Origin of the sequence: Streptomyces sp. NPDC091281, assembly GCF_044757425.1 — a bacterium.
Taxonomy (GTDB): domain Bacteria; phylum Actinomycetota; class Actinomycetes; order Streptomycetales; family Streptomycetaceae; genus Streptomyces.
The window spans coordinates 235,562-258,341 of record NZ_JBIVUY010000014.1 but is presented as its reverse complement, the minus strand read 5'-3'; the positions used below and the strand labels follow the sequence as shown (position 1 = coordinate 258,341).

At 73.3% G+C, this 22,780-nt stretch carries 28 protein-coding genes; 20 read left to right on the top strand and 8 right to left on the bottom strand.

Annotation, left to right across the window (positions count from 1 at the left end; translation table 11 throughout):
- Nucleotides 1-74 precede the first annotated feature (74 nt).
- Nucleotides 75-1,475: a DUF2252 domain-containing protein gene (locus ACIQPQ_RS31795; protein ID WP_401310784.1), complete on the bottom strand. Its 1,401-nt coding sequence runs from the start codon at nt 1,473-1,475 to the stop codon at nt 75-77.
- Nucleotides 1,476-1,672: 197 nt separating this feature from the next.
- Between ACIQPQ_RS31795 and ACIQPQ_RS31790 the strand changes: the two genes are divergently transcribed.
- The 4 genes from ACIQPQ_RS31790 (at nt 1,673) to ACIQPQ_RS31775 (ending at nt 4,397) form a co-directional block, all read left to right on the top strand.
- Complete coding sequence (locus ACIQPQ_RS31790) at nt 1,673-2,446, top strand: HdeD family acid-resistance protein (RefSeq protein ID WP_401310781.1); 774 nt, start codon at nt 1,673-1,675, stop codon at nt 2,444-2,446.
- Nucleotides 2,447-2,548: 102 nt separating this feature from the next.
- The gene (locus ACIQPQ_RS31785; protein ID WP_401310778.1) at nt 2,549-3,016 is read left to right on the top strand and encodes an SHOCT domain-containing protein; all 468 of its coding nucleotides are present in this window, start codon (nt 2,549-2,551) and stop codon (nt 3,014-3,016) included.
- Between the two features lie 30 nt (nt 3,017-3,046).
- Nucleotides 3,047-3,475: a hypothetical protein gene (locus tag ACIQPQ_RS31780; protein ID WP_401310775.1), complete on the top strand. Its 429-nt coding sequence runs from the start codon at nt 3,047-3,049 to the stop codon at nt 3,473-3,475.
- Between the two features lie 55 nt (nt 3,476-3,530).
- On the top strand, nt 3,531-4,397 hold the full coding sequence (locus ACIQPQ_RS31775; protein ID WP_401310772.1) for a class II glutamine amidotransferase: 867 nt from the start codon (nt 3,531-3,533) through the stop codon (nt 4,395-4,397).
- Between the two features lie 49 nt (nt 4,398-4,446).
- Here the strand turns inward: ACIQPQ_RS31775 and ACIQPQ_RS31770 are convergent, their stop codons facing one another.
- Together ACIQPQ_RS31770 and ACIQPQ_RS31765 are read right to left on the bottom strand one after the other, a co-directional pair.
- Nucleotides 4,447-5,256: an SDR family NAD(P)-dependent oxidoreductase gene (locus tag ACIQPQ_RS31770; protein ID WP_401310769.1), complete on the bottom strand. Its 810-nt coding sequence runs from the start codon at nt 5,254-5,256 to the stop codon at nt 4,447-4,449.
- 87 nt (nt 5,257-5,343) lie between these two features.
- The gene (locus tag ACIQPQ_RS31765; protein ID WP_401310766.1) at nt 5,344-5,871 is read right to left on the bottom strand and encodes a peptidylprolyl isomerase; all 528 of its coding nucleotides are present in this window, start codon (nt 5,869-5,871) and stop codon (nt 5,344-5,346) included.
- 256 nt (nt 5,872-6,127) lie between these two features.
- Here ACIQPQ_RS31765 and ACIQPQ_RS31760 point away from each other — a divergent pair, with 256 nt between their 5' ends.
- Entirely contained in the window at nt 6,128-6,325 is a 198-nt protein-coding gene (locus ACIQPQ_RS31760; RefSeq protein ID WP_401310763.1) for a hypothetical protein, read from the top strand.
- A 124-nt stretch (nt 6,326-6,449) separates the two neighbouring features.
- Nucleotides 6,450-7,118: a PadR family transcriptional regulator gene (locus tag ACIQPQ_RS31755; protein ID WP_383770865.1), complete on the top strand. Its 669-nt coding sequence runs from the start codon at nt 6,450-6,452 to the stop codon at nt 7,116-7,118.
- Nucleotides 7,119-7,209: 91 nt separating this feature from the next.
- Here the strand turns inward: ACIQPQ_RS31755 and ACIQPQ_RS31750 are convergent, their stop codons facing one another.
- Nucleotides 7,210-7,647, bottom strand: a complete 438-nt coding sequence (locus tag ACIQPQ_RS31750; protein WP_401310761.1) for an SRPBCC family protein — start codon at nt 7,645-7,647, stop codon at nt 7,210-7,212.
- A gap of 261 nt (nt 7,648-7,908) precedes the next feature.
- Here ACIQPQ_RS31750 and ACIQPQ_RS31745 point away from each other — a divergent pair, with 261 nt between their 5' ends.
- Both ACIQPQ_RS31745 and ACIQPQ_RS31740 read left to right on the top strand, forming a co-directional pair.
- Entirely contained in the window at nt 7,909-8,523 is a 615-nt protein-coding gene (locus ACIQPQ_RS31745; RefSeq protein ID WP_401310758.1) for a Clp protease N-terminal domain-containing protein, read from the top strand.
- Between the two features lie 91 nt (nt 8,524-8,614).
- On the top strand, nt 8,615-9,622 hold the full coding sequence (locus tag ACIQPQ_RS31740; protein WP_401310755.1) for an EamA family transporter: 1,008 nt from the start codon (nt 8,615-8,617) through the stop codon (nt 9,620-9,622).
- A gap of 49 nt (nt 9,623-9,671) precedes the next feature.
- Here ACIQPQ_RS31740 and ACIQPQ_RS31735 read toward each other — a convergent pair whose 3' ends face one another.
- Nucleotides 9,672-10,388: a pyridoxamine 5'-phosphate oxidase family protein gene (locus ACIQPQ_RS31735; RefSeq protein WP_401310752.1), complete on the bottom strand. Its 717-nt coding sequence runs from the start codon at nt 10,386-10,388 to the stop codon at nt 9,672-9,674.
- Nucleotides 10,389-10,424: 36 nt separating this feature from the next.
- On the opposite strand from ACIQPQ_RS31735, the gene ACIQPQ_RS31730 reads away from it, so the two are divergent.
- A complete protein-coding gene (locus ACIQPQ_RS31730) occupies nt 10,425-11,807 on the top strand; it encodes an aminotransferase class I/II-fold pyridoxal phosphate-dependent enzyme (protein WP_401310749.1) in 1,383 nt (460 codons plus the stop codon).
- On the opposite strand, the gene ACIQPQ_RS31725 is transcribed toward ACIQPQ_RS31730, so the two are convergent.
- Nucleotides 11,804-12,940, bottom strand: coding sequence for a DMT family transporter (locus ACIQPQ_RS31725; RefSeq protein ID WP_401310746.1), 1,137 nt, complete (start codon nt 12,938-12,940; stop codon nt 11,804-11,806). The two genes, ACIQPQ_RS31730 and ACIQPQ_RS31725, sit on opposite strands and share 4 nt — an antisense overlap.
- 75 nt (nt 12,941-13,015) lie before the next feature.
- Between ACIQPQ_RS31725 and ACIQPQ_RS31720 the strand changes: the two genes are divergently transcribed.
- Nucleotides 13,016-13,918, top strand: a complete 903-nt coding sequence (locus tag ACIQPQ_RS31720) for a LysR family transcriptional regulator (RefSeq protein ID WP_383770884.1) — start codon at nt 13,016-13,018, stop codon at nt 13,916-13,918.
- Between the two features lie 42 nt (nt 13,919-13,960).
- Here ACIQPQ_RS31720 and ACIQPQ_RS31715 read toward each other — a convergent pair whose 3' ends face one another.
- Nucleotides 13,961-14,428 carry a pyridoxamine 5'-phosphate oxidase family protein gene (locus tag ACIQPQ_RS31715; protein WP_383770887.1) on the bottom strand — a complete coding sequence of 156 codons (468 nt, stop codon included), beginning with the start codon at nt 14,426-14,428 and terminating at the stop codon, nt 13,961-13,963.
- A gap of 209 nt (nt 14,429-14,637) precedes the next feature.
- On the opposite strand from ACIQPQ_RS31715, the gene ACIQPQ_RS31710 reads away from it, so the two are divergent.
- Nucleotides 14,638-15,315: a cysteine hydrolase gene (locus ACIQPQ_RS31710; protein WP_401310742.1), complete on the top strand. Its 678-nt coding sequence runs from the start codon at nt 14,638-14,640 to the stop codon at nt 15,313-15,315.
- On the opposite strand, the gene ACIQPQ_RS31705 is transcribed toward ACIQPQ_RS31710, so the two are convergent.
- Nucleotides 15,302-15,808 (bottom strand): Rieske (2Fe-2S) protein, encoded by a 507-nt coding sequence (locus ACIQPQ_RS31705; RefSeq protein WP_401310739.1) that lies wholly within the window; start codon nt 15,806-15,808, stop codon nt 15,302-15,304. The two genes, ACIQPQ_RS31710 and ACIQPQ_RS31705, sit on opposite strands and share 14 nt — an antisense overlap.
- 281 nt (nt 15,809-16,089) lie before the next feature.
- Here ACIQPQ_RS31705 and ACIQPQ_RS31700 point away from each other — a divergent pair, with 281 nt between their 5' ends.
- From ACIQPQ_RS31700 to ACIQPQ_RS31660, 9 genes are all read left to right on the top strand, one after another.
- Nucleotides 16,090-16,446 (top strand): PRC-barrel domain-containing protein, encoded by a 357-nt coding sequence (locus tag ACIQPQ_RS31700; RefSeq protein ID WP_401310736.1) that lies wholly within the window; start codon nt 16,090-16,092, stop codon nt 16,444-16,446.
- A 30-nt stretch (nt 16,447-16,476) separates the two neighbouring features.
- Nucleotides 16,477-16,647: a hypothetical protein gene (locus ACIQPQ_RS31695; protein WP_401310734.1), complete on the top strand. Its 171-nt coding sequence runs from the start codon at nt 16,477-16,479 to the stop codon at nt 16,645-16,647.
- A gap of 95 nt (nt 16,648-16,742) precedes the next feature.
- On the top strand, nt 16,743-17,498 hold the full coding sequence (locus tag ACIQPQ_RS31690; RefSeq protein ID WP_401310732.1) for a HipA family kinase: 756 nt from the start codon (nt 16,743-16,745) through the stop codon (nt 17,496-17,498).
- Nucleotides 17,495-17,911 carry a DUF3037 domain-containing protein gene (locus ACIQPQ_RS31685; protein WP_401310729.1) on the top strand — a complete coding sequence of 139 codons (417 nt, stop codon included), beginning with the start codon at nt 17,495-17,497 and terminating at the stop codon, nt 17,909-17,911. Before ACIQPQ_RS31690 ends, ACIQPQ_RS31685 begins: the two co-directional genes overlap by 4 nt.
- Nucleotides 17,912-18,070: 159 nt before the next feature.
- The gene (fabG, locus tag ACIQPQ_RS31680; RefSeq protein WP_401310726.1) at nt 18,071-18,832 is read left to right on the top strand and encodes a 3-oxoacyl-ACP reductase FabG; all 762 of its coding nucleotides are present in this window, start codon (nt 18,071-18,073) and stop codon (nt 18,830-18,832) included.
- 21 nt (nt 18,833-18,853) lie between these two features.
- Nucleotides 18,854-19,615, top strand: coding sequence for an SDR family oxidoreductase (locus tag ACIQPQ_RS31675; RefSeq protein WP_401310723.1), 762 nt, complete (start codon nt 18,854-18,856; stop codon nt 19,613-19,615).
- Between the two features lie 205 nt (nt 19,616-19,820).
- Nucleotides 19,821-21,404, top strand: a complete 1,584-nt coding sequence (locus ACIQPQ_RS31670; protein WP_401310720.1) for an ABC transporter substrate-binding protein — start codon at nt 19,821-19,823, stop codon at nt 21,402-21,404.
- 100 nt (nt 21,405-21,504) lie between these two features.
- Nucleotides 21,505-22,188 carry a uracil-DNA glycosylase gene (gene ung / locus ACIQPQ_RS31665; protein WP_401310717.1) on the top strand — a complete coding sequence of 228 codons (684 nt, stop codon included), beginning with the start codon at nt 21,505-21,507 and terminating at the stop codon, nt 22,186-22,188.
- A 101-nt stretch (nt 22,189-22,289) separates the two neighbouring features.
- On the top strand, nt 22,290-22,766 hold the full coding sequence (locus tag ACIQPQ_RS31660) for a hypothetical protein (protein WP_401310864.1): 477 nt from the start codon (nt 22,290-22,292) through the stop codon (nt 22,764-22,766).
- Nucleotides 22,767-22,780: the final 14 nt, after the last annotated feature.

Genomic DNA, 22,780 nt, shown 5'->3' with positions numbered 1-22,780 from the left:
GAGCCGGTGAACGACCGAGCCGGTGACAGGCGGGACCCGTCACCGGCGCACGGCAGACATGGCGAACACGGCGCCTAGAGGCTCTTCGCCTCGACCCGCCCCGCCCGCGCCGCCTCTCCCAGCGCCTGGAAGTCCCGCTCGTTCTGGTCGGCGTAGCCTTGCGCGAACTCGGCGAGCGCGCGGTCGAAGCGGTCGCCGCCGCCCAGGTAGGCGGCGATGGCCACCGGGTCCCCGGACCGCGCATGGGCGCGGGCCAGGCTCCCTCCGCACAGTCCGGCGGCGAGCCGCATCAGCGCCGGGTCCATCGTCTCCGGCCGCATGATGCCCTTCCAGTCCCGCAACTGCCGTACGTAGAAGTCCCGGTCGCGTCCGTCGAGGCCGACGGTGTGGGTCCAGCCCAGGAAGATGTCACTGGTCGTCTGGATGAGCCGCTGCCCCGTCACCACGCGCCGCCCCTCGTTGTCGAACAGCTCGCCGTCGGTCTGCGCGGCCAGCACCGACTCCCCGGCTTCCTTCGCCTGGAGCAGCAGCGGGTCGTCGTCGTCCCGGCCGAGCAGCAGCACGATCCAGCACCGGGTGCCGACGCTGCCGACCCCGACGACCTTGCGGGCCATGTCGACGAGCCGGTACTGCCGCAGCAGGTGCCGGCGCTCCGAGGACAGCGTGTCGACGTAGCCCTCCAGGACGGCCTGGAGCGTCTTCATCTCCTCGCCGGAACCGGCGACCAGCTCCCGCAGCGGGACGATCAGCGGCGGGTCGGCGGCGATCCGGCGGCCCTCCGCGGTCAGCCGGGTGAGCTTCTCGTAGGCCTGGAGTCCGGTGCGGGCGCGCGCCTTCGCGGTCGCCTGGGCGGTCCGCCGCCGGGCCTCGCGGCTCATCGACGACGCCTGGAGATCGCGCATCCGGTCGGCGTCGTCCTGCGCGTACCAGATGTCGAGGGCGCGCATCCCGGCGAACTCCCGCATGCGCCGCCGGTACGCCCGTACGCAGGTCCGCACGATGTCGTCCTGCTCCCGCACCGGGAAGCCGTTCGCGCGGCCCGCGATCGCGAAGCTCGTCGCCAGCCGCTTGACGTCCCACTCGAAGGGGCCGGGGTACGTCTCGTCGAAGTCGTTGATGTCGAACACCAGATGGCGTTCCGGGGAGGCCAGCAGCCGGAAGTTGAGCAGGTGGGCGTCGCCGCAGAGCTGGACCGTCAGGCCGGTGTCCGGTGCGGGTCCGAGGTCCTCCGCCATGATCGCCGCGGCGCCCCGGTAGAAGCGGAACGGCGATTCGAGCATCCTGCCGTACCGGATCGGCACCAGCTCGGGCACCCGCTGCTCGGACTGCCGCCCGATCACCTCCAGCGGGTCGGGGCGGTCGCCGCCCGGCGCGAACACGCCGTGGGAGGACCGCGACGCACGGGCCCGCGCGTCCTTCCCGCGCGCCGCCCGCTCGGCCGGGGTGAGAGCGGTCAACGCTGTCTGTACGGGCATGGCGCACACCTCCGCGACGTCGTCGGGCCCCTCCACCTCACCCCACCGCCCGCGCGCCGCGGCTCACCCGCGGGGGGTGAACCGGCGCCCGCGCCCGCGCGGCACGCTGGAGCGGTGGGGTCCCCCGAGCGGTGAGGTCCCCGCACCGCCCCGCCGGAGGCCCGCGGGCGGGCATCCCGGCCACGCGAGGAGGAGCCATGACCGTGTCGCGTGATCCGGCGTCCCGCCCCGGACCGGAGCATCCCCCCGGCGGGGCGGACCCCCGTCCGCGCACCCCGGACGACGCCCGCGACCCGCACGACGGCGGCCGGCCGGGCGGCGGCCGTGACCCGCACGACGCCGACCCGTACGACGCCCGCGACCCCTACGGCGGGTCCGTCCTGGTGGCGACGGGCCGTCCCGCCGATCTGCTGGCCGTGGTCGGGCGCTCCTGGACCTGGATGCTCGGGTCGGCCGCCGTCACCCTCGTGCCGGGCGTCCTGGTGCTGGTCTGGCCCGACGAGACGCTGCACGTCCTCGCCGTCATCGTCGGGCTCTGCCTGCTGGCGACCGGCGCGTTCCGCTTCGTCGGCGCGTTTGCCCGCGAGGAGCACGGCGAACGCCTGCCCGGCCTGCTGCTGTCCGTGGTCTACGTCCTCGGCGGCGTCCTCTGCCTGCGCGACCCGCTCCAGACCATCACCGCGCTCTCCCTCATCGTCGGCGTCGTCTGGCTGGCGTCCGGCATCCTCACCCTCTACACGGCGCTCGCCACCCCGGACCTGCCCCACCGCGGGGCCGTTCTCGCCGGGGCGCTGCTCGCCGTCGTCGCGGGCGTCGTCGTGCTGGCGCTGCCGTCGGAGTCGGCGCGGGCGCTGACCCGGCTGCTCGGACTCTGGCTCGTCCTGCTGGGCCTCGTCGAGGTGGCCGTGGCGCTCGCCTGGCGGTCCGCCCTGCGCCGCGCCGCCGCCGGACGGCGGCCCCCGCCCGGCTGACCGGATCACCCGCCGGGGGTGAGGCGCGGCGCGGCCCGCGCGCGCACGCTGGAACGGCAACCGACGCGCTGTTCGGGCTCCGGCCCGGAACGGAGGAGAGAGATGAGTGGGGAGACGTACCTCGCCTACGACTATCCGTTGCTGAGCGCCTTCTGGACCATCCTGCTGTTCTTCCTGTGGATCATGTGGTTCGTGCTGCTCTTCCGGGTGGTCGTGGACATCTTCCGCGACGACGACCTGAGCGGCGGGGTCAAGGCCGCCTGGCTGGTCCTCGTGGTCCTCCTGCCCTTCCTCGGCGTCTTCGTGTACGTCGTCGCCCGCGGCCGCAACATGGGCCGCCGGGAGGCCGCGCACGTCCGCTCGCAGCAGAAGGCCTTCGACGACTACGTCCGGGAGACCGCCAAGGGCGGCACCGGCCCCAGCAGCGCCGACGAGCTGGCCAAGCTCTCCGAGATCAAGGCGCGCGGCGACATCACCGACGACGAGTTCCAGCGCGCGAAGGAACTGGTCCTCAGCGGCCACGGCGCCGGGACCGCCCACGGCAGGCACGCGGCCGGCTCGGCCGGCTGACCCCGTACGACAGCGAATCGAGGCACCGGAATGACCACGACGCACAGCCACCACACGCCGTCCGGAAAGCAGCAGTGGGCCGTGGGCCTGACCGCCTTCGCCGCCGTGATCCTGCTGCTGGCGGGCCTGCTCGACATCTTCCGCGGGATCATGGGCATCGCCGAGGACGACGTGTTCGTCACGACGCCCGACTACGTGTTCCGCTTCGACACGACCGGCTGGGGCTGGATCCACCTCGCCCTCGGCGCGGTCGCGGTGATCGTCAGCGTGGGTCTCTTCCAGAGCGCGCTGTGGGCCCGGATCTGCGGGGTGGCCATCGCCGGGCTGATCATCATCGCCAACTTCCTCTCCCTGCCGTACTACCCGGTGTGGTCGGTCGTGATGATCGCCTTCTCCGCGTTCGTCATCTGGGGCCTGTGCGTGTCGCGTTCGGACACCTCGGCCCGCTACGGCGGCTGACCACGGGCGGGCCGACCGGCACCGCGATCCGACACGGAAGGGTGGTGGGCGCGCCATGTGCCGCTGGCTGGCGTACTCGGGGACACCGGTCCTGCTCGACACGATCCTCTACCGGCCCGCCCACTCCCTCATCGACCAGAGCCTCCACTCGAAGATGGGCGTGGAGACCACCAACGGCGACGGGTTCGGGGTCGGCTGGTACGGCCCCGACGGGCAGCCGGGCCCCCACGGGCGGGAGCCGTCCCTCAGCACCCCGGCCGTCGTCCGGGACACCGGGCCCGCCTGGAGCAACCGGAACCTTCGGGAGATCTCCGGACACGTCCGCTCCTCCCTCTTCTTCGCCCACATCCGCGCCTCGACCGGCACCGCGGTGCAGCAGACCAACTGCCATCCGTTCCGGCACGGCCGCTGGATGTGGATGCACAACGGGGCCGTCGAGGGCTTCCACCGCATGCGGCGCGACCTCGCCCTGGCCGTCGACCCGGAGCTGTTCCTCGACATGGAGGGGGCGACCGACTCGGAGATGATGTTCTACCTGGCGCTCACCCTCGGCCTGGAGGAGGACCCGCCGTCCGCCGTCGCCCGGATGACGGGCCTGGTGGAGCGGACCGGGCGGGCGTACGGGGTGCGGGACCCGATGCAGATGACGGTCGCCGTGACCGACGGGCGCACCCTGTGGGCCTTCCGCTACTCCAGCGCGCGGTCCTCGCGGTCCCTCTTCTACAGCACCCGCGTGGACACCCTGCGCGCCCTCCACCCCGACCTGGCGTTCCTGCGCGAGGTGTCCGACACGTCCCGCCTCATCGTCTCCGAGCCCCTCGGCGACCTGCCCGGCGCGTGGAACGAGGTCCCCGAGAGCACGTACGGCGTCGTCGGGCCCGGCGGCGACGAGATGCACCCGTTCGCACCGCGGGCGGCGTAGCGGAGCGGGTCCTGTTCCCGCCGGTCGGCCACCCGCAGAGAGCCGGCGGTCAGTGGACGGAGAAACCGCCGTCGACGAAGAGCGACTGGCCGGTGATGTAGGCGGAGGACGGACCGGCCAGGAACACGGCGGCCCCGGCGAAGTCCTCGGCCAGCCCGTTGCGTCCCGTCATGGTCCGCGCCGCGAGCGCCGCGACCCGCTCCGGGTCGGACGCCAGCCGCGCGTTGAGCGGCGTCATCACGAACCCGGGGACGAGGGTGTTGCAGGTGACGCCGTACGGCGACCACGCCTCGGCCTGTGAGCGGGCCAGCGACTCCAGGGCGCCCTTGGAGACGCCGTAGGCACCGCTCTGCACGAACGCGCGGTGCGCCTGCTGCGAACTGACGTGGATGATCCGGCCGTAGCCCCGCTCGGCCATGCCGGGCCCGAAGCGGCGGCCCAGGAGGAAGGGCGCCTCCAGGTTCAGCGCCATCGTGGCGTCCCACACGTCGTCGTCCAACTCGGCCATCGGCGGGCGCAGGTTGATCCCGGCGCTGTTGACCAGGATGTCGGGCTCGCCGAACGCCTCCACCGCCCGTTCGGCGGCTTCAGCCACCCCGGCGCGGCTGCCCAGGTCCGCGTCCACCCAGGCGGCCCGGCAGCCGTCGGCCGTCAACTCCTCGACCGTGGCGGCCAGTTCCGCCTCGCGCCGGGCCACGACCACGACCTTCGCCCCGGCCCGCGCGAGCGCCCCGGCGATGGCCCGGCCGATTCCTGAACTCCCGCCCGTCACCAGGGCGACCCGGCCGTCGAGCGAGAAGAGCGCGGAGAGCGCCGCGAGGTGGTCGAGGTCGTCCGGGGTGCGGTTCTGCGAGGTCATGCCCGCACCTTAGGGCGTGTCCGCGGGGACCTCGGCCGCGGGTCGGGGGAGCCGGGGCTGGGGGCGGTGGCTCCGGGAGGGGCGGGGTCAGCGAGTCTGGATGACGACCGACTCGATGACCGCGTCCTGCACGGGACGGTCGTTGCGCGGGTTGGTCTCCGTGGTGCCGATGGCGTCGACGACCTTCTGGCTCGCCTCGTCGGTCACCTCGCCGAAGATGGTGTGCTTGCCCGTGAGCCACGTGGTCGGCCCGAGGGTGATGAAGAACTGGGAGCCGTTGGTGCCCGGACCGGCGTTGGCCATGGCCAGCAGATAGGGCTGGGTGAAGGCCAGGTCGGGGTGGAACTCGTCGGCGAACTCGTAGCCGGGCCCGCCCGTCCCGTTCCCCAGCGGGTCGCCGCCCTGGATCATGAACCCCTCGATGACCCGGTGGAAGACCGTGCCGTCGTACAGGCGCTCCCGGCTCGGCTGTCCCGTGTTCGGGTCGATCCACTCCCGCTGTCCCTCGGCCAGCTCCACGAAGTTCTTCACGGTCTTCGGGGCGTGGTTCGGCAGCAGCCGGATCTCGATGTCGCCCTTGTTCGTCTTCAGCGTCGCGTACAGCTCTTCGGCCATGGCGGTGGTCCTCCGGGTCCGTATCGGTCTGGCGCCGCCAGTCTCACCGTCCGGCGGACGCCCCCGGGGGCAGGGACACGGAATCTCACCCGCACGCGTGGTGGGGCGCCGACCGGTGACATCGACGGTGGACCGCTTGCCCCCGACGTCTTGCCCCCGACGTCGGACCGGCCCGGAGTCCGGCGCCCGCGGTGTCGGACCAGGACGGGCCGGGCATGCCATGGGCGAAGCGTGGCGGCCACAGGGGGGACGGGCGATGACGAAGCTCGGCGCGGGGGCGCTGCTCCTGTTCTGCTACATCGACGTCGTCGCGGCTCTCGCCATCGGGGACTGGCTCCCCGACGTGGGCCCGCTTCTGCTCTGTGGCAGCCCGATCGCGTTCGGCACCGGGTTCGTCGCCCAGGCGGTGCACGACGTCCGTCGACGGAACGCGGAGCGCGACGCGCGTCCGTAACTCCCCGCCGGACAGTGCTGCCGGACAGCCGCTCCGCCGCACCAAGGTGTTGCCATCCGATCGGTTCCGATATATCGTTGACGCATCACGACAGATCAACGATGGAATGAATGGAGTGGTTGTGATGCACGCACACGGATACGAGCGCGGACATGGTGGCGGTCGCGGTGGTCGGGGCCAGGACGGTCCCGGGTGGCGCGGCGGGTTCGAGGGGCGACGGGCCGCCTTCGGGCCGTTCGGACCCGGAGGGCCGGGTGGCCCCGGCGGACCTGGCGGGTTCGGTGGGCCCGGCGGTTTCGGTGGCTTCGGCCCCGGGCCGTGGGGCGGCCGGGGGCGCGGCGGGCCCCGGGGGAGGGCGCGGCGCGGTGACGTACGGGCCTCCATCCTGGCCCTGCTGCGGGACCGGCCCATGCACGGCTACGAGATGATCCAGGAGATCGCCGAACGCAGCGGCGGCGCGTGGAAGCCGAGCCCCGGCTCGGTCTACCCGACGCTCCAGCTGCTGGAGGACGAGGGCCTGATCGCCAGTGCCTCCGAGGGCGGCAAGAAGCTGTTCTCGCTCACCGACGCGGGCCGCACCGCGGCGGAGGAAGGGCCGGACGCCCCCTGGGAGGAAGCCTCCCGCGGGGTCGACTGGGAGGCCCTCGGGGAGATCCGGCAGGCCGGGTTCGGTCTGATGGAGGCCTTCGGGCAGGTCTGGAAGACCGGCAGCAAGGAGCAGCGCGAGAAGGCCCTCACGGTCATCAACGACGCGCGCAAGAAGCTGTACCTGATCCTCGCCGACGAGGACTGACGGCACTGCCGGGCCGACCGGCACCGACGGCAAGGCGCCCCACGGAATACGACCGTGGGGCGCCTTGTCGTCGTCCGGGGTGGTCGTCCGCTCAGGGCGCGGGCGTCGTCAGGGTCTCCAGGCGGCGCAGTGACTCGTGCAGCGCGGCCGTCGCCGAGTCCTTCAGGCGCCCCGCCATCAGCGACACCGCCGCGCCCGTGAACTCCCCGTCGATCCGCAGCCCGGTGGCGTCGCCGTCGGGGGTGAGGGTGTAGCGGGTCGCCACCGTCACCGCCATCGGCCCCTGGCCCCGGATCGCCAGCACCCGCGCCGGTTCCAGCTCCTCCACCGTCCACTCGACCTCGGCCGGGAAGCCCATCAGCCGCATGTTCTCCCGGAAGGTCGCCCCGACCTCCAGCACCGCGGGCCCGCCCTGCGGGAAGTCGGTGTGCGTCGCGTTCCACGCCCCGTACGCCGGCCAGTCGGTGAGCTGCGCCCACACCTTGCCCGCCCGTGCCTGGATGCGTGCCTCCGCGCTGACCTCTGCCATGCGTCCCCCTCGTCGGACGGGCCCGCCGGGCCCCTCGGTCGCCGGTGTCGCGGAACATAGCTCCGGCGGTCGCACCATTCAAGACTGACGGACCGTCAGAAAATTTCCCGTCGGGCGGCTGTAACGCGTGCGTTGCGGCCACGCGGCTGGATCTCATCCGTGAGGAGGAGATTTCGCCCTCCCGCGTCCCCTCCTCGTGGCACGCCGGAATGGTTCGCGCCGTGGATGCCCCGGACGGGCGGGGCTGATGAGGTGGAGTACGTGCGACCCCAGATCCCCCGGCAGCCGGTACCCGGCCACGCGGCCCCCGCCCCGGACGACGAGGCCGGGCTCAGCGCCGAGCTGGCCGCGGCGGTCGCGGGCGCGCGCCGCCGCGCGGTCCGCGACGGGGACCGGCAGACCGACACCGCCCACCTCCTGCACTCCCTCCTCGAACACGACCCCGAGGTCCGCGACGCCTTCGGCGAGGGCCCGCGACTGGCCCGGCTCCTCGGCTACCTCGTCCAGCGCAGCATCGGCTACGGCCTGCGCTGGCAGGGCGGCGTCGAGGACTCCGGCGCCCTGCCCGTCGTCGCGGCCGCCGAGGGCTTCTCGCCACTCGCCGCGCAGGCCCTGCGCCACGCGCGCGACCGCGCCGCCGAGCGCGCCGAACACCTCCACGGCGTACGCCCCCACGACGGCCCTCCGCGCCCCGGCGACCCCGAGACGGGCGACGTCCGCGCCCGGGGGATGGACCTGCTCGCCGCGATCGTCGCCGATCCGCAGGCGCGGGCGGTCGAGGTGCTCACCCGGGCCGGGATCGACCTGCCCGCCGTGCTCCCGCCGTGGGAGCCGGTCGCCCACCAGGAGCGGCCCGGCCGCGACCGCACCTCCTGACCTCCCCGCGGGCCCGGTCCCGGCTCCGCCCCGTCCAGCCGCTGAGACAGGAGTCAACGGGGATGACGCTCATGTCCTCGCCTGCCATCATGTGCCCGTGCGTATGTCTGTGAGCAGTCGGAACAACCGTGCGAGGGCCGTCGCGCTCTCGCTGGCGCTCGGATCGGCCCTCGCCTTCGGCGGGTCGGGGGTGGCGGCCAAGCCGCTCATCGAGGCGGGCCTCGACCCGCTGCACGTCGTGTGGCTGCGCGTCACCGGCGCGGCCCTCGTGATGCTGCCGCTCGCCGTGCGCCACCGCTCGCTCCTGCGCCGCCGCCCCGCCCTGCTCGCCGGGTTCGGCCTGCTCGGCGTGGCCGGGGTGCAGGCCTTCTACTTCGCCTCGATCTCCCGCATCCCGGTGGGCGTCGCGCTGCTCGTCGAGTACCTCGCGCCCGCCCTCGTCCTCGGCTGGGTGCGGTTCGTGCAGCGGCGGCCGGTCACCCGGGCCGCCGCGCTCGGCGTGGTCCTCGCCGTCGGCGGGCTCGCCTGCGTCGTCGAGGTCTGGTCGGGGCTCGGCTTCGACGCCCTCGGACTGCTCCTCGCCCTGGCCGCGGCCTGCTGCCAGGTGGGCTACTTCGTCCTGTCCGACCAGGGCACCGACTCCGCCGACGACGCCCCGGACCCGCTCGGGGTCATCGCGTACGGCCTCCTCGTCGGCGCCGTCGTCCTCACCGTCGTGGCCCGCCCCTGGGGCATGGACTGGTCGGTCCTCGCCGGGAGCGCCGGGATGAACGGCACCGACGTACCGGCCTGGCTGCTGCTGGTCTGGATCGTCCTCATCGCCACCGTCCTCGCGTACGCCACCGGAGTCGTCTCGGTACGGCGGCTCTCCCCGCAGGTCGCGGGGGTGGTGGCCTGTCTGGAGGCGGTGATCGCGACCGTCCTGGCGTGGGTGCTGCTCGGCGAGCACCTGTCGGCACCGCAGATCGCGGGCGGCGCGGTGGTGCTGCTCGGCGCGTTCATCGCCCAGTCGTCCGCGCCCGCGAAACCCGGGGACGGCAGGCCGGTCACCGGGGGCAGCCCCGAGCGCGAACTGTCGGCCCGGGGCACCGCCACCTGACGCCCCGCAGCGCCGCCGGCCCGCTGCCTGGGCGACGCGAGGGGGCGTCTCAGAGCGCCGCCAGATAGGCGGGCAGCCCGGTGCCGGGGGCCAGGTCCGCGTCGGGGAGCGGAGCGCCGTAGCCCTTGCGCAGCGGGAGCACACCGGCCCAGTGGGGGAGGGCGAGGTCCTCGGGCTCGTCGTTGACGCCGCCGGTACGGGTCTTGGCCGACACCTCGGTGAGGTCGAGGCGGATGACGGCGGTGGCGGCGAGTTCCTTCTTGTTCGCGGGCCGGGAGTCGGCGGCGCGGCCCGCCACGACATGGTTCACCAGGGCGTCCAGCGCGGCCCGCTTCTCGTCGCGGTCCGTCACGTCGTGGGCGAGGCCGTGCACCACCACCGAGCGGTAGTTGATCGAGTGGTGGAACGCCGAGCGGGCCAGCACCAGACCGTCCACGTGGGTCACCGTCAGGCACACCGGCAGCCCCGGGTCCGCCGCGCCGGTCATCCGCAGCGGGCGGGAGCCGGTCGAGCCGTGCACGTAGAGCGTCTCGCCGACCCGCGCGTACAGCGTGGGCAGGACGACGGGCGCGCCGTCGCGGACGAAGCCCAGGTGGCAGACGTAGCCCTCGTCGAGTATCGCGTGGACCAGCGCGCGGTCGTAGGCGGCCCGGTCGGCGGAGCGGGTCGGGACCGTGCGGTCGGTCGGGGCGTACGCGCCCTGTGCGGCCGTCGCCGCGGGGCTGTCCTGGGTGTCCTGGCTGTCCTGGGTGGACTGTGGCCGCATTGGCGTTCTCCATTGCACTAGTGCATAATAAGGTTTGTGCTAGAAGAGTATCCGATCCAGGGGCGCCGTGCCGCCGACATTTCCGCGAGCGTCGAACGCGCGGTGGGTTCCGGGGAACTGGAGCCCGGCGCGGTGCTGCCGCCGATGCGGGAACTGGCGGAGCGGCTGGCGGTGAATCCGAACACCGTCGCCGCCGCGTACCGCGTCCTGCGCGAGCGCGGCGTGATCGAGACCGACGGCCGCCGCGGCAGCCGGGTGCGAGCCCGACCCGCCACCACCGGGCGGGAGTTCATCCGGGTCGAGGTCCCCGACGGCGTCCGGGACGCGGCCGCCGGAAACCCCGACCCCGCGCTGCTCCCCGCCCTCGGACCCGCCTTCGCCTGGGCCGCCGCGCAGGCCGACCGGCGGCCCGTGCTCTACGGCGACGACCCGGTCGAGCCCGAACTGGAGCGCCTGGCCCGCGCCGAACTCGCCGCCGACGGCGTGCCCGACGGGCCGCTGGCCGTCACCTCCGGCTCCCTCGACGCCATCGAGCGGGTCCTCGCCGCCCACCTCCGCCCCGGCGACACCGTCGCCGTCGAGGACCCCGGCTGGGGCGCCCTGCTGGACCTCGTCCCCGCCCTCGGCCTGCGCACCGTCCCGGTCCGGCTCGACGACGACGGCCCGCTCCCCGACGACGTGGCCCGCGCCCTGGACGGCGGCGCGCGCGCCCTCGTGGTGACCGGCCGGGCCCAGAACCCGACCGGCGCCGCGATCGGCGCCGAACGGGCCCGCGCCCTGCGCGCCGTGCTCCGCCGCCACCCCGGCACCCTGCTCATCGAGGACGACCACGGGCACCGCATCGTCGACCTCCCGCTGCACCCCCTCGTCGGCGCCACCACCCACTGGGCCCTGGTGCGTTCCGCCGCCAAGGCCTACGGCCCCGACCTGCGCCTCGCCGTCCTCACGGGCGACACCGTCACCCTCGACCGGGTCCGCGGGCGCCAGCGGCTCGGGCCCGGCTGGGTCAGCCGGATCACCCAGCGCGCGGTGGCCCGGCTCTGGGCCGACGGCGCGGTCGACGTCCGCGCGGTCGCCGCGTCGTACGGCGCCCGCCGGGACGCCCTGATCGCCGCCCTCGCCGAACGCGGGGTCGCGGCGTACGGGCGCTCGGGCATGAACGTGTGGGTCCCCGTCCCCGATGAGACCGGCGCGGTGGCCCGGCTGCTGCACGCCGGATGGGCGGTCGCCCCCGGCGCCCGCTTCCGGCTCGCCGCGCCCCCGGGGATCAGGATCACGGTGTCGGGGTTGGGCGGGGGGTCCGGGGCGTCGGGGATGGGACCGGGGACGGGGGTCGGCTCGGTGGCGACCGAGGTCGTGGCCCTGGCCGACGAGGTGGCCGCCGCCGTACGGGCGACGGCCGGGCGAGGGGCCGTCTAGGGCCTGCTGGGGCTGGGGCTGGGGCTGGAGTCGGGACCGGGGCTGGGGGCGGTGCTCGGGCTATGGGCGGTCACGGGGGTCGGGTCGGTGGGGGCGGTCGGGGCGTCGTCCGAACGGCTCCGGCTCACGCTCCCGCTCGGGCTCACGCTTCCGCTCTTGCTCACGCTCCGGCTTCCGCCCCGTGCCTGGGTCAGTGCCGCGCCCGCCAGGACGACGACCGCCCCCACGGGGGTGGACCAGGAGAGGGGTTCGCCGAGGAGGGTGACGCCCGCGGCCGTCGCGACGACCGGGATGAAGTACGTGACCATCTGCGCCGTCGTGGGGCCGACCTCGGTGACCAGGCCGTACTGGATCAGCAGGGCCAGGCCGGTGCCGAGGGCGCCCAAGGCGGCGATCGCGAGCAGCGGAACGGCCGCGAACCGCGCCGGGAACGCGGTGAACAGCGGTGTCACCACGGCCAGTTGGAGCGTGGCCAGGAACAGTTGCGCGCCCGTCATGGAGAGCGCCGAGGCGCCGGTGCCCGCCAGGGTGCGGCGGACGTAGATCCAGCCGACCGGGTAGCAGAGCGAGGCCAGCAGCGCGAGGGCCGTGCCGCGCGCGTCCAGACCGCTGAAGCCCTGCCAGGCGCCCAGCACCGTGAGCACCCCGAGGAAGCCGAGGCCGAGGCCCGCGACCCGGACCCGGGTCGGCCGGTCCTCGGAGAGCGCCACCAGCGACAGGGCCATGCCCCACAGCGGTGAGGTCGCGTTGCAGATGCCCGCCAGCGTGGAGGGGATCGTCAGCTCGGCGTACGCGAAGAGGGAGAACGGCAGCGCGTTGAGCAGGAGCGCGGCGACCGTCAGGCGCGCCCAGGTGCGGGCCCCGCGCGGCAGCCGCTCCCGCTTCACCGCGATCGCCGCCGCCAGCACCGCCGTCCCGAACACCAGCCTGCCCAGGGTCACCTGGAACGGCGCGTAGCCGTCCGTGCCCACCTTGATCAGCAGGAAGCTGAAACCCCAGATCAGGGAGAGGAAGCCGAAGCGCAGCCGCCAGTCGAGACCGCGGCGCGGGCCGGGGTGACGGACGTCGGCGGGTGTCGTCGGGGGGTTCGCGGTCGGGGCGCCGGAAGCGGCTGCGGGCGTGGTGCTGGTCATGGTCACCACGGTCCTCCCCTCACACCTCGTAGCACAAGCGAGAATGTGCGAGGGTTATCTCGTAGCATCGCTTACATGTTGAACCTGGAGCGCCTGCGCACCCTCGACGCCCTCGCCCGGCACGGCTCGGTCAGCGCCGCCGCCGCCGGACTGCACATCACCACGTCGGCGGTCTCCCAGCAGCTGGCCAAGCTGGAACGGGAGGCCGGACAGCAGCTCCTGGCCAAGCACGGGCGGGGGGTGCGGCTCACCGACGCGGGACGGCTGCTCGCCGACCACGCGGCCCGCATCCTGTCCCAGGTGGCCCTCGCCCAGTCCGATCTGGAGGCCCAACGCGGCCAGGTGGTGGGGGAGTTGCGGCTGTCCGCGTTCCCCACCGCGGCCCGCGGGCTGTTCCCCACCGCCCTCGCCGAACTGCGCAAGGCCCACCCCGGACTGCGGCTGCGCTCCTGCGAGCTGGAGCCGGAGGCGGGCATCGCCCAGGTGATCCGCGGCGACCTCGACCTGGCGGTCGTCCTCGACTGGTACAACAAGCCGATGCCGCTGCCCGACGGGCTGGTGAAGGCGCCGATCCTCGACGACCCCGCCGACGTGGCGCTCCCCGCCGGGCACCCCCTGGCCGGGCGGGAGGAGGTGGACCTCGGGGAGTTCGCCGAGGACGAGTGGATCACCTGGGCGGAGGGCGAGTTCTGCCACGAGTGGCTGATGTTCACGCTCCGCTCACGCGGCGTCGAGCCCTTCGTCGGCCACCGCGCCGCCGAGACCCACACCCAACTCGCCCTGGTCGCCGCCGGACTGGGGGTGTGCATCGCCCCGCAGCTCGGCCGCGATCCGGTGCCCGAGGGCGTCGTCACGGTCCCGCTGCGGCAGCGGGTGCGGCGCCACGTCTACGCCGTGTGGCGCGCAGACGCCGACCGCCGCCCCTCCATCCGGGCGGCCGTCGCGGCGCTCAAGTCGGCGGCCGGAAGCGTTGGTTGACCCGCGTCGCCCCGCCCGTCACCCCACCCGCCGCACCCGCCCTCACCCGTCGTTGAGCTTGCGGAAGTCCCAGGACACGATCTTCTCGGGCCGCAGCCGCGCCCACGCGTGCCGTCCGTCGTGCGGCATCGCGTCCAGCCCGAAGTTCTTGCGCGCGAACAGCGTCTCCACGGAGTCCAGTTCGGCGCACAGCTCACCCGTGCGCGGGACCTCGCCCACGAACTCCACGGCGCCGGACAGCTCGACGCCCCGCAGCGACTCGTACTCCTCGCCCGTGTCCACCACGATCGCCACCCGCGGGTCGCGCCGCAGATCCGCCCAACGCCTGCTGCGCACCACCGAGTACAGCCAGAGCGCCGAGCCGTCCCACAGGAACCACAGGGCGCTCACATGCGGGGCACCGCCCGCCGACACGGTGGCCACCCGGCAGGTGCGCTGGGTGGTGAGGAACGCGCTCACCTCACCCGGCGACATCATGATCTTCCGGCCACGGCGCTGTGTCACGGTCATTCAGCCCTCATTCCGCTCTCTGTTCACATCGTTCTCGCTGTTCGTGCCGGAGACCGAGACGGTTTCTGACGCCTCGTCATATCAGGTCGCCCGAGAAGGATGAATCGTCTTCCCGCCTCGCGCAACGGTCGCTATCCTCACCCGACTCGGCCCGAATCGACCCGACCCGCACCGACCGACCGCGACCCGTCCGGCACCCTGGGGGAGCCATGCCGTCACCCACCCGCCTCGGTGACCTCGTCGACCCCCGCCGCACCGTCCTGCTGACGGTGGAGTGCCAGCGCGGTGTCGTCGGACCCGACGCCGCGCTGCCCGAACTCGCCCACGCCGCACGCGCGTCGGGCGCCCTCGCCAACGTCGCCCGTCTGGTCGCCGCCGCCCACGCGCACGGCGTCCAGGTCGTCCACGCCGTCGCCGAACGCCGCCCCGACGGACGCGGCGCCAACCGCAACGCCCGCCTGTTCCGCGCCGCCGAACGGCTGCCGGTCCGCCAGCTCACCGGCACCCCCGCCGTGGAGGTCGCCCCGCCGATCGAGGTCACCGACGACGACCTCGTCGTACGGCGGCTGCACGGGCTGTCGCCCATCCAGGGCACCGACGTGGACGCCCTGCTGCGCAACCTGTACTGCCGCACGCTCGTCGTCGCCGGTGTCTCGGCCAACGTGGCGATCCCGAACGCCGTCTTCGACGCCGTCAACCGCGGATACACCGCCGTCGTCCCGGCCGACGCCGTCGCGGGCGTCCCGGCGGAGTACACCGCCGCGATGATCCGGCACACCCTCGCGTTGGTCGCCACGGTCGCGACCACGGACGAGGTCCTCGCGTGCCTCACCGCGTCCGGCGCCGCCTCCGGCACCACCCGCGCGGCACCCGTCAGGCCAGGCTGATCGCGTCCCCGTCGACCTTGATCCGCACCTCGGGCAGCGGCTTCGTCGCCGGGCCGCCGCGCACACTGCCGTCGGCCACCGAGAAGTCGCTGTTGTGACAGGGGCAGCGGATGACGCCGTCGGCCACGCTCGTCACCGCGCAGCCCTGATGGGTGCAGATCGCCGAGAAGGCCTTGAAGTCGCCCGCCGTCGGCTGGGTCACGACCACCTTCTGCTCGGCGAACACCTTCCCGCCGCCCTCGGGGATGTCGGCCGTCGCGGCGAGCGCGCCCGCCCCGGCCCCCGCGCCGCCGGTGGAGCCCGAGCCGTCCACCGCGTCCGAGGAGTCGTCGGACCCGTCGGAGCCCCCGCACGCGGTGAGCGCGACGAGGAGCCCCGCGGCCCCGGCCGCCGCGACCACCGTACGGCGGCCCGGTCCCGCGGCGGGGCCGCCGGAGCGGGCCGGGACACCGGAGCCGGGCTCGGGCCCCGGTTCGAGGAATGCGCTGGTCATCGAAGCGTTCCTTTCGGAGATCCGTCCACTGCTTGAAAGATCGAACATCTGCCGAGAGGTACGGCACCCGGACGCCACCTGTTCAGCCCCCGCCCCACCCGATCCCGACCCGGCCCGGACACCGCCCCGCCCGCCCCCGTCCCCCCGGACCGCGGCCGCCGCCCCGGGACAGGCCCCGTCCGGACCCGTATCAGAAGGCGCCGACCGGGGAACCCGTGAGGCATCACCCCCAGGGTCCGGCCCTCCCGGCGCACCGGACCCACCAGCCCAGGAGGCGGAACATGATCCGTGCGGCCGACATCCGTGAGTGGCGCAACCACGACGTCCGCGACCCCGAGGGGCACCGGATCGGCGAACTGGAGGCCGTCTACGTCGACACCCTCACCGACCTGCCCGCCATGGTGACCGTGCGCACCGGCCTGCCCACCCGGCACCGGCTGAGCTTCGTCCCCGTGACCGACGCGGTCCTCGGCCCGGACTACGTCGAGGTCCCCTACGACAAGGCGCTGGTCAAGAAGGCGCCCTCCATCGGCATGGACGACGTCCTGCCCGCCGAGGACGAGGCGGCGATCTTCCAGCACTACGACCTCGCCTACGAGACCTCCCCGGACGGCGCGCGCAAGCTCGCCCGCCGCTGACCGGCCCCCGCCGAAGGAGACACGGGCGTCATGGCGCTGTTCCTGTTCCTCGTCCTCGTCGCGGTCGTGCTCGGCATCATCGGCGTCGCCGCCCACGGCCTCGGCTACCTGCTGGTCATCGGCGTCGTCGTCCTGGTCGGCGCCCTCGCCCTCGCCGCGTTCCGCTGGACCCGCCGCGCCGCGGGCCGCCCGATCCGCTGACCCCGGCCGCCCACTATGCTCACTGTCTTTCCGGATCACCTCCGTGACGGAGGCGAGGAAGGCGGGGCGGACGAGCTGTGGGGCCTGGGAAGACGTTGAAGGAGGTCGCCGCGACGCGCTTCGTCGCGCCGCTGCGCGAGGGCGGCTCGCTGCCGGGACTGGTCGAGGCCGACGACCTCGGCCTGTACGTCCTGAAGTTCACCGGCGCCGGACAGGGCCGCAAGACCCTGGTCGCCGAGGTCGTCTGCGGCGAACTGGCCCGCGCCCTCGGACTGCGCGTCCCCGGACTGGCCGCCGTCCGGCTCGACCCGGTGCTGGGACTCGGCGAGCCCGACCAGGAGGTGCAGGGGCTGCTGCGCTCCAGCGGCGGCCTCAACCTCGGCATGGACTTCCTCTCCGGCGCGCTCGGCTTCGACCCGCTCGCCTTCACGGTCGACCCCCGCGAGGCCGGGCGGATCGTCTGGTTCGACGCCCTCGTCAACAACGTCGACCGCTCCTGGCGCAACCCCAACCTGCTGATGCACCGCGGCGACCTCTGGCTCGTCGACCACGGCGCCACCCTCATCTGGCACCACAACTGGCCCGCCGCCGAGACCTCCGCCGCCCGCCCCTACGACGCCTCCGACCACGCCCTCGCCCGCTTCCGGCCCGACGTGGCCGCCGCCGCGGCCGAACTGGCCCCCCTGGTCACCGCCGACCTGCTCGCCGAGGTCACCGCCCGCGTCCCCGACGCCTGGCTGGCCGACGAGCCCGGCTTCGACACCCCCGACGCGCTCCGCCGGGCCCACGCCGCCCCCCTCCTCGCGCGCGCCGCCGTCATCCACACCCGCGTCCAGGGAGTCGCCGCATGACCGAGCGCCACATCATCCGGCCCAGCGAGGCCAACGACCGCGACGTCTACGAGTACGCCGTCCTCCAGGTCGTCCCGCGCGTCGAGCGCGGCGAGTGCATCAACGCGGGCGTCCTCGTCTACTGCCGCGCCCTCGGCTACGTCGCCGCCCGCACCCATCTCGACGAGGCGCGGCTGCGCGCCCTGGACCCGGCGGCCGACACGGCCGGCATCCGGGCCGCCCTCGCTGCGGTCGAGAAGGTCTGCGCGGGCGGCGACGGCGCCGGACAGGCCGCCGGGGACGACGCCGGGCGCCGGTTCCGCTGGCTCATCGCGCCCCGCTCCACGGTGGTCCGGCCGGGCCCCGTGCACACCGGGCTCACCGCCGACCCCGAGGCCGAGATTGGGCGGCTGCTGGACCTCCTGGTGAGGTAATGGATCACACCGTCAGGGTGTGCCGTTGACACCGGGTGCCATGGCTTCTAGCGTCACCTGTGCCGAAGGTACTAAGCGGTCGCTCACCGAAGGGGCGGAGCGGGAGCCGCGCGGACCGGCAGGCGTTCCGGCTTTCTCGACGGCGAGGAGATCCAGCACATGTCCACCACCGAACAGCGGGTCGCAGTAGTCACCGGCGCGGCGCGCGGCATCGGCGCCGCCACCGCCGTACGGCTGGCCGCCGAGGGCCGCGCGGTCGCCGTGGTCGACCTCGACGAGGCCGCCTGCAAGGACACCGTCGAGACGATCACCGCGGCGGGCGGCCGGGCCGTCGCGGTCGGTGCCGACGTCTCCGACGAGGCCCAGGTCGAGGCCGCGATCGCGCGCGTCGTCGCGGAGCTGGGCGCCCCGACGATCCTCGTCAACAACGCGGGCGTCCTCCGCGACAACCTGCTGTTCAAGATGACCGCCGCCGACTGGGACACCGTCCTCGGCGTCCATCTGCGCGGCTCGTTCCTCGTCACCAAGGCCGTCCAGAAGCACATGGTCGACGCGGGGTTCGGCCGGATCGTCAACCTGTCGTCCTCCTCCGCCCTCGGCAACCGCGGCCAGGCCAACTATTCCGCCGCCAAGGCCGGTCTCCAGGGCTTCACCAAGACCCTCGCCATCGAACTCGGCAAGTTCGGCGTCACCGCCAACGCCGTCGCCCCCGGCTTCATCGCCACCGACATGACGGCCGCCACCGCCGCCCGCGTCGGCATGGACTTCGACGACTTCAAGGCCGCCGCCGCCACCCAGATCCCGGTGGCCCGGGTCGGCGAGCCCGACGACATCGCCAACGCCATCGCGTTCTTCACGGGCGAGGCCGCCGGCTTCGTCTCCGGCCAGGTCCTGTACGTGGCCGGCGGACCGCTCGACTAGCACTCACCAGGGATTCCGACCATGACTGAACTCCCCCCGCTCTCCGGCAAGGTGGCCCTCGTCACCGGCGCCAGCCGCGGCATCGGCTACGGCGTCGCCGAGGCCCTCCTCGCCCGCGGCGACCGGGTCTGCATCACCGGCCGCAACGAGGACGCCCTCAAGGAGGCCGTCGAACGGCTCGGCGCCGACCGCGTCATCGGCGTCGCGGGCAAGGCCCACGACGAGGCCCACCAGGCCGCCGCCGTCGACCGCACCATGGAGGCCTTCGGCCGCGTCGACCACCTGGTCAACAACGCCGGGACCAACCCGGTGTTCGGCGCCATCGCCGACCTCGACCTCAACGTGGCGCGCAAGGTCTTCGAGACCAACGTCGTCTCCGCGCTCGGCTTCGCCCAGCGCACCTGGCACGCCTGGCAGAAGGACAACGGCGGCGCCATCGTCAACATCGCCTCCGTCGCGGGCCTCTCGGCCTCGCCCTTCATCGGCGCGTACGGCGTCAGCAAGGCCGCGATGATCAACCTCACCCAGCAGCTCGCCCACGAGTTCGCGCCCCGGGTGCGGGTCAACGCCATCGCCCCGGCCGTGGTGAAGACCAAGTTCGCCCAGGCGCTCTACGAGGGCCGGGAGGCGGAGGCCGCCGCCTCCTACCCGCTGGGCCGGCTCGGCGTCCCCTCCGACATCGGCGGGGCCGCCGCGTTCCTCACCTCCGAGCAGTCGGACTGGGTCACCGGACAGACCCTCGTCGTCGACGGCGGCATCTTCCTCAACGCCGGTGTGGGCTGACCGACACCCCGGCCGCATAAGGGACATGGGCGCCTCTTCCGTAGCGGAAGGGGCGCCCTCGCCGTGTGGGCGACTTGTACACGTATCTATGACAACGTCGTCACCGCGGAAGTGATCAAGATGTGCTGAGACAGGGGCATTCAGGGCCCCCGGCGCTGCGGTATGGTCTGCCAACCCTTGGCAAGGCAGATCGAGGAGCGTGCACGTGTTCAACCGGAAGCGATCCTTGCAGCAGGTCGCGGCGATCGTGTCCATATCCATGGTGGCCGGATGCGGCCTCCTGGGCGCCGACGGCTCCGACGACTCCGGACCCATCGTCGTGGGGACCACCAGCGCGCCCAGCACCCTCGATCCGGCCGCCGCCTGGGACGGTTCCTGGGAACTGTTCCGCAACGTCTACCAGACCCTGCTGTCCTACCCGGACGGCGCGACCACACCGCAGCCCGACGCGGCCCGAAGATGCGAGTTCACCGACTCCGCCAACCGCGTCTTCCGCTGCGAACTCCGCGACGACCTCTCCTTCTCCAACGGCGACAAGCTCGACGCCGAGGCCGTGAAGCACTCCGTCGACCGGATCCTCGCCATCAACGCCGCCACCGGCCCCGCCGGACTGCTCGGCAGCCTGGACCGCGTCGAGGCACCCGACGAGCACCAGGTGGTCTTCCACCTCAACAAGCCCGACGCCACCTTCCCGTTCGTTCTCGCCACCCCCGGCCTCTCCCTCGTCGACCCCGACGAGTACCCCGCCAAGAAGCTCCGCAAGGGCGACGGCATCGTCGGCTCCGGCCCCTACACCCTCAAGACGTACGAGCAGGGCAAGCGGTCCGAACTGGCGCGCAACGGCCGCTACAAGGGCGCCGCCGACCGCCGCAACGACGCGGTGACGATCCGCTACTTCACCGACTCCGCGCAGATGGTCAAGGCCCTGCGCGCCCGCGACATCGACATCACCTACCAGGGCCTCGCCGCCGACGACATCGTCGCCCTGGAGAACGAGGGCCCCGGCAACGAAGGTCTCCAACTGGTCGAGGGCGCCGCCACGAACATCAACTACCTGGTGTTCAACCCGAAGGACCCGTGGGCCGAGAAACTCCCCGTCCGCCGGGCCGTCGCCCAGGTCGTCGACCGCGCCGCCATCGCCCACAAGGTCTACAAGGACACCGTCGACCCGCTGTACTCGATGGTCCCCAAGGGCCTCACCGGCCACACCACCGCCTTCTTCGACGACTTCGGCGACCCCGACACCGCCAAGGCCCGCGAGATCCTCACCGACGCCGGCATCACCGAGCCCGTCCCGCTCACCCTCTGGTACACCACCGACCGCTACGGCTCCGACACCGCCGTGGAGTTCAAGGAGATCAAGGCGCAGCTGGAGGCCTCCAAGCTGTTCACGGTCACCCTCAAGAGCCGCCCCTGGAACACCTACGTCGTCGGCTACCAGAAGGGCGAGTACCCGGTGTTCGGCCGCGGCTGGGCCCCCGACTTCCCCGACGGCGACAACTTCATCGCCCCGTTCGTCGGCGAGCAGAACGCCCTCGGCACCCCCTACCCGGCGAAGAAGATCACCCAGGTGCTGCTGCCCCGCTCCCGGCAGGAGAGCGACCGCGCCAACGTGGTCAAGGACTTCCAGGAGGCGCAGCAGATCCTCGTGGACGACGCCCGGCTGCTGCCGCTGTGGCAGGGCAAGCAGTACATCGCCGCCAACGAGGACGTCTCCGGCGGCGAACGCTCCCTCGACCCCTCCACGATCATGATGGTGTGGGAACTGAGCCGCAAGACGAGCTGGTAGCCGTCCCCGGGGGGCCCGGTCTCCGGACGGGGCCCCCGTTGTCAGTGGTCACCTGTAGGTTCTGTGTCCTGGAAGTGACCGCACGACAAAGGACGTTGACGTGACCGACACCGCCATGCTGCCCGAGTCCTGGCGCGGGGTGCTGGGTGACGAGCTGCAGCAGCCCTACTTCAAGGAGCTGACGGAGTTCGTCGAGGAGGAGCGCGCGAAGGGGCCCGTCTATCCTCCGCGCGAAGAGGTGTTCGCCGCGCTCGACGCGACGCCGTACGACCAGGTGAAGGTCCTGATCCTCGGCCAGGACCCCTACCACGGCGAGGGGCAGGGGCACGGGCTGTGCTTCTCCGTGCGGCCCGGCGTGAAGATCCCGCCGTCGCTGCGCAACATCTACAAGGAGATGCACGCCGAGCTGGACACCCCCGTCCCGGACAACGGCTACCTCATGCCGTGGGCCCAGCAGGGCGTCCTGCTGCTCAACGCGGTGCTGACCGTCCGGTCCGGCGAGGCCAACTCCCACAAGGGCAAGGGCTGGGAGCGCTTCACGGACGCCGTGATCCGCGCGGTGGCCGACCGCCCCGACCCGGCCGTCTTCGTCCTGTGGGGGAACTACGCGCAGAAGAAGCTCCCCCTGATCGACGAGACCCGCCACGTCGTCGTCAAGGGCGCCCACCCGTCGCCGCTGTCGGCGAAGAAGTTCTTCGGCTCCCGCCCCTTCACCCAGATCGACGAGGCGGTCGCGCGGCAGGGCCACGACCCGATCGACTGGACCGTCCCGAACCTGGCCTGACCACCGCCGGGCCGGTCCCCCCGGACCGGCCCGGTGCCGCCTGACCGGGAATCCCGCCGCCTGCGGCTAGCGTCGTCGCATCTACGCAAGGAGGGCTCGTGGTGGAGCATGGACAGGAGCGGACGGCGCCGGACCCGGTGCTCACCCGCATCGGCCAGATCGTGATGCTGCACCACGGCGGGGACCGCGAGGAGGCCCGGCGGCGCCTGCTCGCCCTCTGGACCGAACTGGGCGAGGACGGCGACCCGCTGCACCGCTGCACCGTCGCCCACTACCTCGCCGACACCCAGGACGACCCCTTCGACGAACTCGCCTGGGACCTGCGCGCCCTGACCGCCGCCGAGGAACGGGAGAGATCCCCCGAGGTCCGCTCCCTCTACCCCTCGCTTCACCTCAACCTCGCCGCCGACTACGTCAAACTCGGCCGCACCGAAGCCGCCCGCACCCATGTCCGCAAGGCCCGCCGAGCCGCCCGCTCCCTCGGCGACGACCCCTACGCCGACGGCGTCCGCGGCGCCATCAGCCGCATGGAACTCAGACTCGGCGAGGGGGGCCTGGAGAACCTGCGGGCGGAGTAGCCCACGAACTCGCC

Coding starts and splice junctions, on each gene's coding strand:
- ACIQPQ_RS31795 (WP_401310784.1), bottom strand. CDS start 1,475: ATGCCCGTACAGACAGCGTTGACCGCTCTCACCCCGGCCGAGCGGGCG.
- ACIQPQ_RS31790 (WP_401310781.1), top strand. CDS start 1,673: ATGACCGTGTCGCGTGATCCGGCGTCCCGCCCCGGACCGGAGCATCCC.
- ACIQPQ_RS31785 (WP_401310778.1), top strand. CDS start 2,549: ATGAGTGGGGAGACGTACCTCGCCTACGACTATCCGTTGCTGAGCGCC.
- ACIQPQ_RS31780 (WP_401310775.1), top strand. CDS start 3,047: ATGACCACGACGCACAGCCACCACACGCCGTCCGGAAAGCAGCAGTGG.
- ACIQPQ_RS31775 (WP_401310772.1), top strand. CDS start 3,531: ATGTGCCGCTGGCTGGCGTACTCGGGGACACCGGTCCTGCTCGACACG.
- ACIQPQ_RS31770 (WP_401310769.1), bottom strand. CDS start 5,256: ATGACCTCGCAGAACCGCACCCCGGACGACCTCGACCACCTCGCGGCG.
- ACIQPQ_RS31765 (WP_401310766.1), bottom strand. CDS start 5,871: ATGGCCGAAGAGCTGTACGCGACGCTGAAGACGAACAAGGGCGACATC.
- ACIQPQ_RS31760 (WP_401310763.1), top strand. CDS start 6,128: ATGACGAAGCTCGGCGCGGGGGCGCTGCTCCTGTTCTGCTACATCGAC.
- ACIQPQ_RS31755 (WP_383770865.1), top strand. CDS start 6,450: ATGCACGCACACGGATACGAGCGCGGACATGGTGGCGGTCGCGGTGGT.
- ACIQPQ_RS31750 (WP_401310761.1), bottom strand. CDS start 7,647: ATGGCAGAGGTCAGCGCGGAGGCACGCATCCAGGCACGGGCGGGCAAG.
- ACIQPQ_RS31735 (WP_401310752.1), bottom strand. CDS start 10,388: ATGCGGCCACAGTCCACCCAGGACAGCCAGGACACCCAGGACAGCCCC.
- ACIQPQ_RS31725 (WP_401310746.1), bottom strand. CDS start 12,940: ATGACCAGCACCACGCCCGCAGCCGCTTCCGGCGCCCCGACCGCGAAC.
- ACIQPQ_RS31720 (WP_383770884.1), top strand. CDS start 13,016: ATGTTGAACCTGGAGCGCCTGCGCACCCTCGACGCCCTCGCCCGGCAC.
- ACIQPQ_RS31715 (WP_383770887.1), bottom strand. CDS start 14,428: ATGACCGTGACACAGCGCCGTGGCCGGAAGATCATGATGTCGCCGGGT.
- ACIQPQ_RS31710 (WP_401310742.1), top strand. CDS start 14,638: ATGCCGTCACCCACCCGCCTCGGTGACCTCGTCGACCCCCGCCGCACC.
- ACIQPQ_RS31705 (WP_401310739.1), bottom strand. CDS start 15,808: ATGACCAGCGCATTCCTCGAACCGGGGCCCGAGCCCGGCTCCGGTGTC.
- ACIQPQ_RS31700 (WP_401310736.1), top strand. CDS start 16,090: ATGATCCGTGCGGCCGACATCCGTGAGTGGCGCAACCACGACGTCCGC.
- ACIQPQ_RS31695 (WP_401310734.1), top strand. CDS start 16,477: ATGGCGCTGTTCCTGTTCCTCGTCCTCGTCGCGGTCGTGCTCGGCATC.
- ACIQPQ_RS31685 (WP_401310729.1), top strand. CDS start 17,495: ATGACCGAGCGCCACATCATCCGGCCCAGCGAGGCCAACGACCGCGAC.
- fabG (WP_401310726.1), top strand. CDS start 18,071: ATGTCCACCACCGAACAGCGGGTCGCAGTAGTCACCGGCGCGGCGCGC.
- ACIQPQ_RS31675 (WP_401310723.1), top strand. CDS start 18,854: ATGACTGAACTCCCCCCGCTCTCCGGCAAGGTGGCCCTCGTCACCGGC.